At 60.6% G+C, this 13,197-nt stretch carries 13 protein-coding genes; 5 read left to right on the forward strand and 8 right to left on the reverse strand.

What is annotated here, in order from left to right:
* Window positions 1-46: 46 nt before the first annotated feature.
* From ELH03_RS36535 to hutC, 3 genes are all read right to left on the reverse strand, one after another.
* Window positions 47-253: a hypothetical protein gene (locus ELH03_RS36535; RefSeq protein ID WP_130660487.1), complete on the reverse strand. Its 207-nt coding sequence runs from the start codon at window positions 251-253 to the stop codon at window positions 47-49.
* Between the two features lie 251 nt (window positions 254-504).
* Window positions 505-831, reverse strand: coding sequence for a hypothetical protein (locus tag ELH03_RS36540; RefSeq protein ID WP_064250182.1), 327 nt, complete (start codon window positions 829-831; stop codon window positions 505-507).
* A 593-nt stretch (window positions 832-1,424) separates the two neighbouring features.
* Window positions 1,425-2,180, reverse strand: coding sequence for a histidine utilization transcriptional repressor HutC (hutC, locus tag ELH03_RS36550; protein ID WP_018069853.1), 756 nt, complete (start codon window positions 2,178-2,180; stop codon window positions 1,425-1,427).
* Between the two features lie 193 nt (window positions 2,181-2,373).
* Here hutC and ELH03_RS36555 point away from each other — a divergent pair, with 193 nt between their 5' ends.
* From ELH03_RS36555 to ELH03_RS36575, 5 genes are all read left to right on the forward strand, one after another.
* The gene (locus ELH03_RS36555) at window positions 2,374-3,213 is read left to right on the forward strand and encodes a transporter substrate-binding domain-containing protein (protein ID WP_018069854.1); all 840 of its coding nucleotides are present in this window, start codon (window positions 2,374-2,376) and stop codon (window positions 3,211-3,213) included.
* 105 nt (window positions 3,214-3,318) lie between these two features.
* Complete coding sequence (locus tag ELH03_RS36560) at window positions 3,319-4,044, forward strand: ABC transporter permease (protein ID WP_018482976.1); 726 nt, start codon at window positions 3,319-3,321, stop codon at window positions 4,042-4,044.
* 10 nt (window positions 4,045-4,054) lie between these two features.
* Window positions 4,055-4,759: an ABC transporter permease gene (locus ELH03_RS36565; RefSeq protein WP_128403733.1), complete on the forward strand. Its 705-nt coding sequence runs from the start codon at window positions 4,055-4,057 to the stop codon at window positions 4,757-4,759.
* 27 nt (window positions 4,760-4,786) lie between these two features.
* On the forward strand, window positions 4,787-5,563 hold the full coding sequence (locus ELH03_RS36570) for an ABC transporter ATP-binding protein (RefSeq protein WP_018482978.1): 777 nt from the start codon (window positions 4,787-4,789) through the stop codon (window positions 5,561-5,563).
* The gene (locus ELH03_RS36575) at window positions 5,560-7,053 is read left to right on the forward strand and encodes an HAL/PAL/TAL family ammonia-lyase (RefSeq protein ID WP_130767597.1); all 1,494 of its coding nucleotides are present in this window, start codon (window positions 5,560-5,562) and stop codon (window positions 7,051-7,053) included. The genes ELH03_RS36570 and ELH03_RS36575 overlap by 4 nt, the downstream gene beginning before the upstream one ends.
* A 14-nt stretch (window positions 7,054-7,067) precedes the next feature.
* On the opposite strand, the gene ELH03_RS36580 is transcribed toward ELH03_RS36575, so the two are convergent.
* The 5 genes from ELH03_RS36580 to ELH03_RS36600 form a co-directional block, all read right to left on the reverse strand.
* Window positions 7,068-7,613 (reverse strand): hypothetical protein, encoded by a 546-nt coding sequence (locus ELH03_RS36580; protein WP_130767598.1) that lies wholly within the window; start codon window positions 7,611-7,613, stop codon window positions 7,068-7,070.
* 222 nt (window positions 7,614-7,835) lie between these two features.
* Window positions 7,836-8,651 (reverse strand): transporter, encoded by an 816-nt coding sequence (locus ELH03_RS36585; RefSeq protein ID WP_130767629.1) that lies wholly within the window; start codon window positions 8,649-8,651, stop codon window positions 7,836-7,838.
* A 219-nt stretch (window positions 8,652-8,870) separates the two neighbouring features.
* The gene (locus tag ELH03_RS36590) at window positions 8,871-9,659 is read right to left on the reverse strand and encodes a DUF481 domain-containing protein (protein ID WP_130767599.1); all 789 of its coding nucleotides are present in this window, start codon (window positions 9,657-9,659) and stop codon (window positions 8,871-8,873) included.
* An 89-nt stretch (window positions 9,660-9,748) separates the two neighbouring features.
* Window positions 9,749-12,025 carry a tetratricopeptide repeat protein gene (locus ELH03_RS36595; protein ID WP_130767600.1) on the reverse strand — a complete coding sequence of 759 codons (2,277 nt, stop codon included), beginning with the start codon at window positions 12,023-12,025 and terminating at the stop codon, window positions 9,749-9,751.
* 72 nt (window positions 12,026-12,097) lie between these two features.
* Entirely contained in the window at window positions 12,098-13,108 is a 1,011-nt protein-coding gene (locus ELH03_RS36600) for an HAD family hydrolase (protein WP_130767601.1), read from the reverse strand.
* Window positions 13,109-13,197 lie beyond the last annotated feature (89 nt).

Genomic DNA, 13,197 nt, shown 5'->3' on the forward strand with positions numbered 1-13,197 from the left:
CTCCTGTGCGCCGGGCGGTCGCACTGACATATCCGAAACGCGCTATTCAATTACTGCCCGTCAATTTCTCCGAAAGCTGATGCAGCAAGGTGTCACGGTTCGGTGAGCTCTGGACCGCATCGACAGCCGCAGCGAGGGCAGATTGCCCGCGACAGCTCTGAATGTCGCAATGATGCTGAGAACACCATTCCGTCAGGGCATCGACCACAACTTCAATATCATGGTCGGAAAGGGAGGTCAGCGCTGGAAACATCTTGGTCGTCCATAGATCTGTGGCCGAGGCTGTTAGACTAGTTTCGGCGATCCAACCTGAACGTCAGATGAAGGGGCAATATGCTCAATCACACCAGTCGTTGCGCCGCTTCGGGATCCAGAAGGGCGGTGGCTATTGGAGGCTCTGCAACACGAGCATCAAGGCTGCCGGCTGAGCTCAGGCGCTTTTTCCCGTTACGCGAGAAGCCAGGCCGCACGTAAGCCGCCTGGTGACGAAAACCGAAACAGGCACTATTCCACCGTAAACGTTCCGGTCCCCTTGGAGTATTTCTTACCTCCAAGCGAATTGATCGTTGCACATTTTTCCTTACCGAACTTCTCGCACATCTTATTATCTTTGATGCTCCATGTCCCCTTGTAGGTGGCCTTGTCCCCGTCGACAGTCGCTTCAATCGTTCCGTCTGGTTTATAAGTTGTGACGCCCGATTGCGTCTTTGACTTCCAGTGAATTGGGTGGCCTACCAACTCGCTTTTCAACTGCTCTGCCGTCATGGTTGCGGCATATGCACCAGATGCGAAGGCTAGCATAATGAGGCCAGAAACCGTGATCGCTTTCATCGTTCACTCCCTTCTCCTTAAGCGAAGATTGTAACCGCGTTAGAGCACGGCGAATATCTATCCAAAATGCTTATCTCGACATTCAAACCTGCTGGCGTCTGCCCGTTCCACGAGCGAAGGGGTGGCTCACCAGTTAAACGCACCAGTCATTCCGCTTCTTCGGGCTCCAGGTGCGCGCGAAACCCTCCCGAAGCAGCTCCTTGCCAATCACTTCACCGATCTCTTGCCAGTCGGCCCGGAAATATCAACCAGCGGCCGGCGGGTCGCTGCTCAAATCCGTTAGCTGAGATCTAGAAAAGGTGTTCCAATTCGGCGAACGGAGAATAGAATAGCCATTTGGGATCGCAGTAGTGATCCTGATACGTATAGCCACCAAGGGCAAACCCGTATCTTTAGTCATCGTGAGAGGTTCGTGTCGTCACGCCCACGCGTTCTGTGAGTCGATTTTTCGCCGTAAACCTTACGCAAATGATCCCATCGCCACATGTGCCATAAAAGCTCCTCAGTCGAACAATGGGGCCGCTGCTTATCATACCTTCACTCATGGTGATGGCGCAGCCTGCACAGTACCATATACAACATCGCAGGTGTTTTCATTCGTCGAACATCTTGCCGCTGCGCGCTTCCAGCCGGTAACGGTGGCCGGGATAGACGAGACGGGCGGTCGAGACCACCTGCTTTGCCGACCATGTGCGCCGGCGGATCGTCAGGCACGGTTCGGTCTTCATGATGGTCAGCAGCTTGCATTCCCAGGCCTGCGGCATCGCCGCCTCGACAACGTGCTCGGAGCCGCTGAGCGGGGCCGCAGCCGTCAGATAAGCGTTCGGCGTCAGCGTCGAAAAATCCTGGTCGAGATATTCGGGCGCGGCCTCCGGATGGACGAAGCGGTCCTCGATCTGCACGGGAACACCGTTTTCGCTGTGGACGATCAGCGAGTGGAAAACCGCAGCGCCGATCGGCAGTTCGAGCGCGTCGGCAACCTCGGGAGAGGCGGTTTCCCGGGCGAGAACGACGACGGAGGCCTCATGGACATGGCCGCGTTCGGCGATTTCCTCGGCGATGTTGCGCACCTCGAACAGCGCCGAATAGCCCTTGCGCTCGGCAACGAAGGAACCGACCCCCTGGATGCGGACAAGTTCGCCCTCGTTGGCAAGTTCGCGCAGCGCCCGGTTGGCGGTCATCTTGCTGACGCCCAACTCGACGACCAGCTCGTTTTCCGACGGCACCCGGTATTTCGGCGGCCATTCGCCGCTCTGGATGCGGTCGAGGATCACCTGCTTGACGCCGGCATAGAGCGGGGTGCTATCATTCTGCGCCAGTTCGCGCTTCATCTCGCCGGGACGCTTCATTGCCTATTCCTTTTGCACGAATGGAATTCGCTACATAATTCGACTTTCCTCTTGCATATCACAAAATATCTCATATGGTACCATATACAACCTCCCAATCGGTCCTAAACAGAAATAGGACAGGAAAGGGCAAGCCGGCGAAGATCGGCCCTGGTGCCGCAAGGTCTGTTCAACTCCAGAGGAGAATTCACAAATGAAATTCAGCGCAATCCTGCTTTGTGGCGTGGCGGCTTTTTCCGCCTTCGCCGCGCCTGCCTTTTCCAAAGACTGGACGAAGGCGACCATTACACTCGAAGGCGCCTATGCGCCCTGGAACCTCACCAATGCCGACGGCACGCTCGGCGGCTTTGAACCGGAACTCGCCAAGGTGCTGTGCGAGCGCGCCAAGATCGAATGCACGCTGGTCGCCTCCGATTGGGACGGCATGATCCCCGCGCTCAACGCCGGCAAGTTCGACGTCATCATGGATGCGCTGTCGATCACCGAAGAGCGCAAGCAGGTCATCGACTTCACCATTCCCTATGCCGCCACCCCTGCAGCCTTTGCCACCGCCAAGGACAGCCCGCTGGCAAAGGCCGCCGGCACCGGCGCCACGATCAAGATGACGCCCGGCCAGACCGGCGTGAAGGAAATCGACGCGCTGAAGGCCGCCTTCAAGGGTAAGACGATCGGCATCCAGGCGGCGACCGTCTATGCCAAGTTCGTCTATGACAATTTCGGCGATATTGCCGAGATCCGCGAATACAAGACCGGTGCCGACCGCGACCTCGACCTGCAGAATGGCCGCATCGACCTCGGCTTCGACGACGCCGTCTATTTCGCCAATGCCTTCGCCTCCGCCAACGGCGCGCTCGACTTCACCGGCCCCGAGATCATCGGTCCGATCTGGGGCGAGGGCGAAGGCCTGGGTGTCCGCAAGGCCGATACGGACCTGCGCGACAAGTTCAGCGAGGCGATCAAGTCCGCGCTCGCCGACGGCACCGTCAAGAACCTCTCGATGAAGTGGTTCAAGGTCGACGTCAGCCCGCAATAAGCGTTTCGGCCTTTCGGCCGCAAACACCGGTCTTCGGCTTTATCGCCGGAGACCGCATGCTATTGTCAATCCGCAAAACACTGCCACGGACGGGGAACGGACGATATGGCAAGCTTGGAACTTCTCGGCTTCGGCTCGACGGGATGGGGTGCGCTGCTCATTGCCGCCGCCTTGATGACGCTGGCTGTCACGGCGACAGCGCTGGCGATCGGCGCGGTGCTGGGCGCGATCGTCGCGGCCGCGAAACTCTCCGGCAATCTTGTCCTTGTCACGCTCGGCAATGTCTACACGACCGTGTTTCGCGGCGTGCCCGAACTGCTGATCATCTATCTCATCTATTTCGGCGGCTCGTCGGCCGTCACCTCGCTCGGCCAGGCCATGGGTTACGAAGGTTTCCTCGGCTTGCCCTCCTTTGTCGCAGGCGCGCTTGCCGTCGGCATCATCTCTGGCGCCTACCAGGCGGAGGTGTTCCGCGGCTCTTTTCTCGCCATCTCCAAGGGCGAGCTTGAGGCCGCCTCGGCGATCGGCATGCATCGCGGCATGCGCCTTCGCCGCATCATCATGCCGCAGGTGTTTCGCCTCGCCATTCCCGGCCTCGGTAACGTCTGGCAGCTCAGTCTCAAGGATTCGGCGCTGATCTCCGTCACCGGTCTTGCCGAGCTGATGCGCACCAGCCAGGTGGCGGCGGGCTCGACCCGGCAATATTTCCTGTTCTTCATCGCCGGCGGCTGCCTCTATCTGCTCCTGACCAGCCTTTCGGACCGCATCTTCAACGGGGCGGAGCGCCGCGCCAATCGCAGCATGCCGGCATCCGCCATGGGCCAGGCGTAAGGAGGCGACAATGGATTTCACCTTCATCGCCTCGACCATGGTCACCCTGCTCAAGGCCGTACCGACGACGCTCATCCTGTTTTCCCTGTCGATCGTCTCCGGCGGCCTGCTGGCGCTTGTCATCGTCTGGATGCGGACCAGCGGCAACAAGGTGCTTTCGAGCTTCGCCAAAGGCTATATCTTCGTCTTCCGCGGCTCGCCGCTTCTGATCCAGATGTTCCTGGTATTCTACGGCCTCGGTCAGTTCGGCTTCATCCGCTATTCCTTCCTCTGGCCGTTCCTGCGTGAGCCGATGGTCTGCGCCGTGCTATCGCTGGCGCTCTGCACCGCCGGCTACACGGCGGAGATCTTCCGTGGCGGCATTCGCGCCATCTCGCCGAAGGAGATCGAGGCGGCACGCTCGATCGGCATGTCCGGCTTCCTGCTGGTGCGCCGTATTCTGGCACCGATCGCCTTCCGCCACGCGCTGCCGGCCTATTCCACCGAGATCGTGCTGATGATGAAGTCGACCGCACTCGCAAGCCTCGTCACCGTCTGGGAGGTCACCGGCGTGGCGCAGCGGCTGATCTCGCAGACCTACCGCACAATGGAAGTCTTTCTCTGTGCGGCGATCATCTATCTCGTCCTCAACTTCATCATCCTGCAGGGCATGGCTCTGCTCGAATATTCGCTGTCCCGACATCGCCGCGCCATTCCGCAGGCGCTGAAGGCATAGTCGATCCTTGACCCGATTGGAGCACCCATGCCAGGCGTAACCCGACTATCGGTCCGCAATATCCGCAAGAGCTTCGGTACGCACGAAGTATTGCGCGGCATTTCCCTCGATGCGGAAGACGGCGATGTGATCTCGCTGCTCGGTGCCTCCGGCTCCGGCAAGTCGACCTTTCTGCGCTGCATCAACCTGCTCGAAACCGCAAGCGACGGCGAGATCTTTGTCGACGGCGAACAGATCCGCATGGTGCACAAGGGCGGCACGAGCAAGCCGGCCAGCCAGAAACAGGTGGACCATATCCGCTCCGAACTCGGCATGGTGTTCCAGTCCTTCAATCTCTGGTCCCATATGACGATCCTGCAGAACGTCATCGAAGGGCCGATCCATGTGCTCAAGCGACCGCGCGCCGACTGCATCGCCGAGGCCGAAGCGCTGCTCGAAAAGGTCGGCATTGCCGACAAGCGCCATGCTTATCCCGCCCATCTCTCCGGTGGCCAGCAGCAGCGTGCCGCAATCGCCCGTGCGCTTGCGATGAAGCCGAAGGTGATGCTCTTCGACGAACCGACCTCGGCGCTTGATCCGGAGCTTGTCGGCGAAGTGCTGCGCGTCATGCGCGCGCTTGCCGAGGAAGGCATGACAATGCTCGTCGTCACCCATGAGATGAGCTTTGCCCGCAACGTCTCGAACCGCGTCGTCTTCATGCGCGAAGGGCTGATCGAAAGCAGCGGCAAGCCCGACGAAATGTTTACCGGCGGCGCGACACCCGCGTTTCGCCAGTTCATCGGCCATTTCGGAAGCGGTCAATGACAATCACCATCGAGTCCGTGCTGACCTGGCGCGATGTGGCGCGCGTCGGGGCAGGAGAAGCGCTCGTGCTGTCGCCGATCGCCTCAGCGCGCGTCGAGCAGGCAAGCCGCATCGTTGCGCGTATCGTCGAGACGGGGGTGCGCGCCTATGGCGTCAACACCGGCGTCGGGGCACTGGCCGATACGGTGGTCGATCGTGCCTCGCAGAGCCTGTTGTCACGCAGCATCGTGCTCAGCCATGCCTGCGGCGTCGGGCCATTGCTGGCCGCCCGCGAAGTGCGCGCCATCATCGCCGCTCAGATTGCCAATTTCGCCCATGGTCATTCCGGCGTGCGGGGCGAGATCGTCCAGCATCTTGCGGCCATGCTGGAACATGATTGCATTCCCGATGTGCCCTCCAAGGGCTCTGCCGGTTACCTCGTCCACAACGCCCATATCGCGCTTGTTCTGATCGGCGAAGGCAGCGCTCACCTGGACGGCCGGCGCATGAGTGGTCGCGAGGCGCTTGCCGCGATCGGCCTCGAGCCGCTGGTGCTCGGCGCCAAGGAAGGCTTGAGCCTTGTCAACGGCACGGCCTGCGCCACCGGTCTGACCGCCGTGGCGCTTTTGCGCGCCGAGCGGCTGCTCGACTGGGCCGATGCGATCGCAGCACTGACGCTGGAAGCGGCAGGCTGCCAGATCGCCGCCTTCGATGCGGCGGTCCTGGCGCTGCGCCCATCGGCGGGAATAAAGAAAGTCGGAGCGAGCCTGCGCGCCAGGCTTCAGGGCAGCGGTCTTGTCGCCGCCGCCTTCGGCCGGCGCACGCAGGATGCGCTCAGCCTTCGTTCGGTGCCGCACGCGCATGGTGCTGCCCACGATGTCTTCGACAATTCCGCCCGCATCGCCGATCAGGAACTTGCTTCGGTGACGGACAATCCGGCTGTCTCAGGCACGCCGGAACATCCGATCGTCTCTTCCGAGGCGCATGCGGTTGCCCCGGCGCTCGGGCAGGCGGCCGATAGCTTGGCGATTGCGCTGGCACAGATCGGCGCGATCAGCGAACGGCGCATGGACCGGCTCGTCAATCCGCTGGTGAGCGGTCTGCCGCCCTTTTTGGCGAGCGAAGCCGGCAGCCACTCCGGCTTCATGATTGCTCAGTATACCGCTGCTGCGCTCAGCAACGAGAACCGCCGCCTTGCCGCACCCGCGGCCATGGACGGCGGGCTGACCTCCGGCCTGCAGGAAGATTTCCTCGCGCACCCGACGGCTGCCGCAAGCAAGCTGCTCGCCGTCATCGACAACGCCGAATATATCCTGGCGATCGAGCTGATGGCTGCTGCCCAGGCGCATGATTTCCTGGTGGCGACGGCGCCGCGGGCGGCAGGCACGGACCTGGTCTATAAGGCAGTGCGGGAACAGGTTTCCCATTATGGCGACGAGCGGCCGCTCAACGGCGATATCGAAGCCGTGCGCAGCCTGATCCGTGATACTGCGCCGCCGCCGATTGCTTGAGTCGGAGAGGGCTGTCAGAACGGCTTGCTGGTTTCGGAATTCTGCTTTGGCTTTTCGCCGGCCTCGAGACGTTTGAGGCACTGGAGATAAGTCGGGTAGAGCTGATCCACCCGCGAGAGCGGAAGCGTCCAGTCACCTTCGTCGCCTGCAAAGGTAAGCTGCACGTCAGGCGTTCCGGCAAAGGAATTCTTGATGATCTTCTTCAATCCGCCGCTCCCCTTGCTGGCCGGACCCCAGAGGCGAAGCGTGTTCTTGTCGAAGAATTCGGCGGCGACCAATTTCGTCGTCGTACGGTTGGTCAGCGTCACCTCGGTCTTGGTATCGGCCGGAATGTCCCATGTGTTCTTTGAAACCAGCCAGAACGTCTCGGTCGCGCTCTGGCGGAATTCCATCGTCTTGCCGATCTCGCTGTCCCACAGCAGGCGGCAATACGGATGCGGGCTCTCATTGGCAAAGCCGACCGACCATTGTCTCGCGCCGCCCATCCATTCGGTCTCGCCGAAGGCGCAGACCGGCTGCAGGACGGCTGCCATCAGAAGCATCACTGTCGGAATTTTCATCGCCGAACCATCTCCAACGCAATCGGCTCCAGCAATAGCAAAAGAAGGTTGAGCTTTTGCTACTACGGCGCCGCGCGTCTTTTCAGGCACGCAAAGAATGCTGCAGCAGTTTGAACTGCTGGAGCAAGTTTCGCGATGGTTGCCAGGCAAGCCCATATTCCACGAAGATTGGGAGACCCGAGCCCCGAAGACGTTTTGGCGGAGCGTGCCGTCGGCTGCAGTTCACTTTGGAAAGAGGAACGTTACCGCGACGCGGAAGCCGAGTCCTTCCGGGCCATTGTCTGGAGCCGCCGCCCAATATCGTATGCCCGCCGTCAGGCTGATTGGCTGCTTGTCGATGGTGATCAGCTTGGCGACTGCGAAGTTGATCGGCACCGACCAGTCGTCCGTTTCCCAGTTATATGTCGACTCCGTATTCAGCGAGAACGTCCAGGCGTCCTTGGTCGTGTAGGAGAGGAACGGCTGGAGGAATGTCGAACTCACATCCTCCCGGTCGCTTTGACCAGCGAACGACCAGATGTGGTTCCCGAGAAAGCCGTAAGTCCAGGGGCCGTCCTGCTTAAGGACGACCGCTGTCGGACCCGCACCCCACTTACCGCTTCCGAGGAGCTCGTCCGTCGCCGTCGGCAGCAGGAACACCGGGCCGACGCCCCAGACGATGCCGCTCTCGGTCGGCTTGGACGGCGAGAAGAAGAAGCTTTGCGTGGTGTCACCCAGACCGAACTGCGTTCCCGACGGTCCGGCAATGTCGTTCTGCCATGTGACTGGCAGGATAGTGCGCGAGATGACGTTCCAGTCCTCGTTTATCTTGAAGGGAATGACCGGTTGAATGTTCAGCGTCGCCTTGTCGCCGTCGTCTGGACCATAGCCGTGATCGTAGTTGAACTGGAACGGGACGCTGATGAGCGAGGCTATCGGATTGGAAAGCTTCTTTGCCAGGTCTTCACTCGACTGGGCGGCTGCCGTCCCTGTCCAGACACCGAGCGGCGCGACAACCAGTACTAGCCAAGTAGCGACTTTCTTCATCAATGCCTCCATGATCCGATTGAACCCAGCCCGCAAGGCAGGCTTCCTCCGAAATGAAACGATATCCCCCGGATCGATGCTGTTGGATACCGAACTGTGAGCCGCTGTCACGGCGGCTCTCTGCTTCCTGGGAGACGTCGTTGTCCCGGCTCCTCGAGGACACCAGGTGTTCAAAAGGCGAGCATCCTGGAAGGATAATCGCGAACAGTACGAAGTTCGCCAGTCCGCCCGTTAGAACCGGATGGCGACTCCGATAATCGGCCCCTGCTGGACGACGTCAAAGACGAACCCGTCATTATCGTAATTGACGCCGAGTGCACGATATCCGGCGACCGCTGAGATGGTGTCGTTGAACTTGTAGCCGAGGCCCAACGCCACATCCCAGTCGATATCGGCGCCGCCGGCGCCCACTAGGCCCCACCCCGTGACATAGATTTCCGGCGTGAAGAAGTAGTTTCCTCGGAGCCCGGCGACGGCATCGACCCATGTGGCGCTGTCTTCGACATCCACTCCGGCCAGAATGCCGCCATTGAAGGAGATCTCGGTTTTGGCCGACCAGACCCTCATGCCACCGACCACGTCGAGGTGGCCATTTTGATCTTCGAGCACGGCGTAACCGACGCCAAGCAATCCCGCGAAGGTCTTCGATGTCACATCGACGCTATCGGCAAGGATGCCGGCAGGTGTGTCGGCGTCGGCGCCGAGCTTGGTATAGATCACGTCACCGACGATGCTGAAGCGATCGTATCTTGCTTCGCCTGCCGCCATGAAAGCGAAGTCGAGGTTATTGAGGATATCGCCGAAATCCGCGTCGATATGAACTTCCGGCAGCCCAAACTGCCCAATATCCCCGGATATGCCGGCAGCCCAGAAATATGGCGCGAAGGTGAATTCCCAGCCGCTCTGGCTCTCGACCGTTTTTGCTTCCGGCGTGAGCGGCGTGATATCGGCGGCGTTGCCGACCGACGCTGTGCAGATGCCCGCCAATAACAGAATGGCATGCAGGTGTATGGCCTTCATGAGAATCCCCCGATCTCGTTTGTCGCCTCGGCACTGCTGTCCCGAGCCAGCACTGTGCAGCGAGAAGTAGATTCGGGCAAGCCTGAATACTATTTTCCGTTGACCGCCTGCTTTAACTGCTCGATGAGACCAGAAATCTGCTGATCCTGGGGCCTCAGTCGCGCCAAATCCTCCGCGTATCTCAGTGCCTCCGGCAAGCGTCGAAGCTTGATGCTGTATTGGAGTGCCAGGCCAAGGATGTCGGCGTCTGCGTCTGCTGCCCAACCATCGAGCTTGTCCAGCGCTTCTTCCGTCCGGCCAGCGGAATCGAGAGCGACGGCAAAGGTCGTCTTATAACGGGAGTTTTGCGGATCCAACCGCACCGCTTCTTGGAGTTCCGTAATCGCCTCGGTTAATGCCTGCTTGCGCACCAGGGACAGCGCATGTCCGTAACGCAGATCCGCGCGTTCGGGCGCCATCCCGATCGCTTCGGCATAAGTCTGCTCCGACCTGTCGTTCCGGCCGGTGGCGCGATAGAATTCTGCGAGATTGATGCGCATTGCCTCCAGTGTCGGGTCGAGAGAAATCGCCCGGCGGAAGGCGGCCTCGGCCTCGGCCGTACTTTGTCGGGCGAACAGGAAGACGCCATAATTGCTTTGTGTTTCCGCGACGTCGGCATTCGTTTCGACATAGGCGCGCAGGTCCGCGACAGCCTTTTCGAAATTGCCTCGCTGATTGCCGAAGAGGTTGGGAGGGATGCTTGCGAGGGCATTAGCGGCAGCAACGCGCACGGCGCGCGTTGCATCGCCCAGCAGGTTGCCGATCGCCTCCAGCCTCTGCTCCGGCGCAATGTTGCCTGCGGCTTCTGCTGCGCCGAGCCTGACGAGTGGATCTGCATCGGCTGCGGCCGTGCGAATGTCGGCGGTGAAATCCCCTCCGCTAATCCCACTCAATGCAGCGATGGCGCTGCCCCTGACAATTCCTGCCTGGTCCTTGTCACCGACAAGCGCTCGCAGAGCCGCCACCGCGGCCTGATCGCCGTTCGCGGCTCCAGCGAAGGCATGGGCGATCGATGGGCGTTTGCGCCATTGCGTTCCGTACCACCCGTCCATTGTCTCGGCTGCCCAATCATTGGTTCTGCCGACATGGCAGGTCGTGCACGCGTTCGGCGTTCCGAGGCTTGCCGATAGATCGGGCCGGGGGATGACGAAGGAGTGGTCGCGGCGCGGATCGACCTTCATGTAGGTGCGTTCCGGCATGTGGCAGTTGGCGCATTGTGCTCCGGTCGAACCGACCTGGTGGCGGGTATGCGCGGGAGTGTCGAACAGACCGCTCGGATCCTGGTTGACGAAGCGCTCCGGCTTCGTCTCGGTGTGGCATTGCGTGCACAGCGCATTGCCTTCGACCTTAAGCCCGGCCTCGTGCGGCCGATGACAGTCGAGACAGGTCACGCCGGCCCTTGCCATCTTGCTTTGCTGAAACGAGCCATACTCGAAGACCTCGTCGAGGATCTGCCCGTCCGGGAAATAGAGGTCCTGCCGGAGCAGATCAGGGGAGAAATGGTCGAGAAGGGGCTTACCCGGCTGATAGCCGTCCAGCAGTTTGGTGCGCCTGGCATGGCAGGCAAAGCAGACGCCCGCATCGACTTTCGGCAGACCTGTATCCGGTTTGACGGAGGATGAGACATTGCCCGATTGCGCCGAAGCGACGTGCTTGGCTCCAGGGCCGTGACAGGACTGGCAGCCGATGCTGGTGGCGACGTAGGTCGACTTGTATGCGTTGGTCTGCGGTTGAAACCTTGCCTGGGGATCGGTCGAATGACAATCGATGCAGGTGCGGTTCCAGCGGTAGAAAGGACCTGTCCAATGATAAGTCGAGCCCGGTTTAGCCGGGGTGCCGTTGCCGAGCCAGAACCACTGCCGTCTGACCGTATCCCAGGCGATGTCGAGAGCCTGCAGCCGTCCTCCCCCGATGTCGACGAGGTATTGCTGCAGGGGCTCGTAGGCGAAGGTGTATTTGATTTCGAACTCGGCTTGGCCGCCGTCCGCTCCCTCGGTGCCGACGAAGAAACGGCCATCGCGACGGGTAAAGGTGGTGACGACGCCGTCATGGTCGAACCGGGTGTTGTTGAAATCGCCGCGTACTGTTTCGTCGTCAGCCAGCGCCATGGCCTTCGCATGGTGAGACTTTGAAAAAGCCGCGGCCTGATCGGCATGGCAGGATGCGCACGTCCTTTCCTCCACGAAACCCTCATGGATCGATATCTGCGGGTCGGCCCCGGATGTCGAGATGTCGTCAGTGGCAAGGCTGCGCCCGGCAGGCGCGAGCAACAGGAAGAGCAGGACGGCTATTCGTCCCACTGCTGCTGACCGAACAGATGCTGCCACTCAATCGCTCCCTATTGAGGTGTTAGAAAGTCGGGGTCGCCGTGGTTCAAACCTCTGGCGTAAGGCGCAATCCTAATCCTTGAACACTTGTTTCCAGTCAGCCTTCATGTCGACCACGGTCCAGCCGGCGATTGCGGCCGCATCGAGCGCCTTGTCGAGGCGGCCGACTTCGGTATCACGGTCGTAGGCGTATTCACGCTCCGCATCGGTGTGATGGATCAGCACGCCGAGTCTGGCAGGTGCGCCCGCCATGGTCGTCCATTGCAGCATTTCGAGATCTCCGTCGGAATTGCCGAAGGCGGCAATCGGCCGCCGGCCGATCTGCTGGTTGATCCCGACGGGCTTGCCGGCCTTGTCGTCGATGAAATTGACTTCGGGAAGCCGATAGAGGGTCGGCGTGTCGTCCTGCATCCTGAATTCGGTCTTGATCGACGAGCCGATAACCTGCTCGGGCGGGACGCCGTAGACTTTTTCCGCCCATGGCCGCATGAACTCTATGCCTCCGCCTGAAACGATGAAGGTCTTGAAACCGTTGGCGCGGAAATAGGCGAGAAGCTCGACCATCGGCTGGTAGACGAGTTCGGTGTAGGGCCGCTTGAACTTGGGGTCACGTGCCGAAGCGAGCCAATCGGTCACGATCTTTTGGAAATCGCTGCTGGTCATTCCGGCATGTGTGGTCATGATGAGCTCGACGAGGCCCTTTTCCCCCGAGGCCGCGAGCGCCTTCATGTCGCCTTCGAGCGCGGCCTTGAACGGCTGCGTCTCCTTCCATTCCGGATGCTGTGGAGCGAGCACCTTGACCCGGTCCAGGGCAAAGGCGAGCTGAACATACATGGGATTCTCGACCCACAAGGTGCCGTCGTTGTCGAAAACGGCCACGCGTTCCGGCTCCGGGATGAAGTCGGGCGATCCTTGCCCGGTTACCTTCTCGACGAAAGAAACGATGGCTGCCTTCGAGGCCGTGTCATTCCATGAGGGCAGTGGATCGCTCTGGGCGTACGCCGAAGCAACAAAGAGAAGAACCGCAGCAACAGCCAGCGTTCCGTCGCGGGCCGATTTGATGAAATCTTGAAACGCGAACATTGGATGGCCTCCAAATTGCTGGTGCGAAAGTCAGATAGCCCAAGCTTGGAAGACGGCGGCTCTGGCAGATCCAGGCCGCCGTGCGAAAA

This window comes from Rhizobium beringeri (assembly GCF_004306515.1).
GTDB classification, from domain to species: domain Bacteria; phylum Pseudomonadota; class Alphaproteobacteria; order Rhizobiales; family Rhizobiaceae; genus Rhizobium; species Rhizobium beringeri.

Bases quoted from the DNA above. Each gene is read 5' to 3' on its own strand.
- ELH03_RS36535 (WP_130660487.1), bottom strand. From the start codon at position 253: ATGTTTCCAGCGCTGACCTCCCTTTCCGACCATGATATTGAAGTTGTG.
- ELH03_RS36540 (WP_064250182.1), bottom strand. From the start codon at position 831: ATGAAAGCGATCACGGTTTCTGGCCTCATTATGCTAGCCTTCGCATCT.
- hutC (WP_018069853.1), bottom strand. From the start codon at position 2,180: ATGAAGCGTCCCGGCGAGATGAAGCGCGAACTGGCGCAGAATGATAGC.
- ELH03_RS36555 (WP_018069854.1), top strand. From the start codon at position 2,374: ATGAAATTCAGCGCAATCCTGCTTTGTGGCGTGGCGGCTTTTTCCGCC.
- ELH03_RS36560 (WP_018482976.1), top strand. From the start codon at position 3,319: ATGGCAAGCTTGGAACTTCTCGGCTTCGGCTCGACGGGATGGGGTGCG.
- ELH03_RS36565 (WP_128403733.1), top strand. From the start codon at position 4,055: ATGGATTTCACCTTCATCGCCTCGACCATGGTCACCCTGCTCAAGGCC.
- ELH03_RS36570 (WP_018482978.1), top strand. From the start codon at position 4,787: ATGCCAGGCGTAACCCGACTATCGGTCCGCAATATCCGCAAGAGCTTC.
- ELH03_RS36575 (WP_130767597.1), top strand. From the start codon at position 5,560: ATGACAATCACCATCGAGTCCGTGCTGACCTGGCGCGATGTGGCGCGC.
- ELH03_RS36580 (WP_130767598.1), bottom strand. From the start codon at position 7,613: ATGAAAATTCCGACAGTGATGCTTCTGATGGCAGCCGTCCTGCAGCCG.
- ELH03_RS36585 (WP_130767629.1), bottom strand. From the start codon at position 8,651: ATGGAGGCATTGATGAAGAAAGTCGCTACTTGGCTAGTACTGGTTGTC.
- ELH03_RS36590 (WP_130767599.1), bottom strand. From the start codon at position 9,659: ATGAAGGCCATACACCTGCATGCCATTCTGTTATTGGCGGGCATCTGC.
- ELH03_RS36600 (WP_130767601.1), bottom strand. From the start codon at position 13,108: ATGTTCGCGTTTCAAGATTTCATCAAATCGGCCCGCGACGGAACGCTG.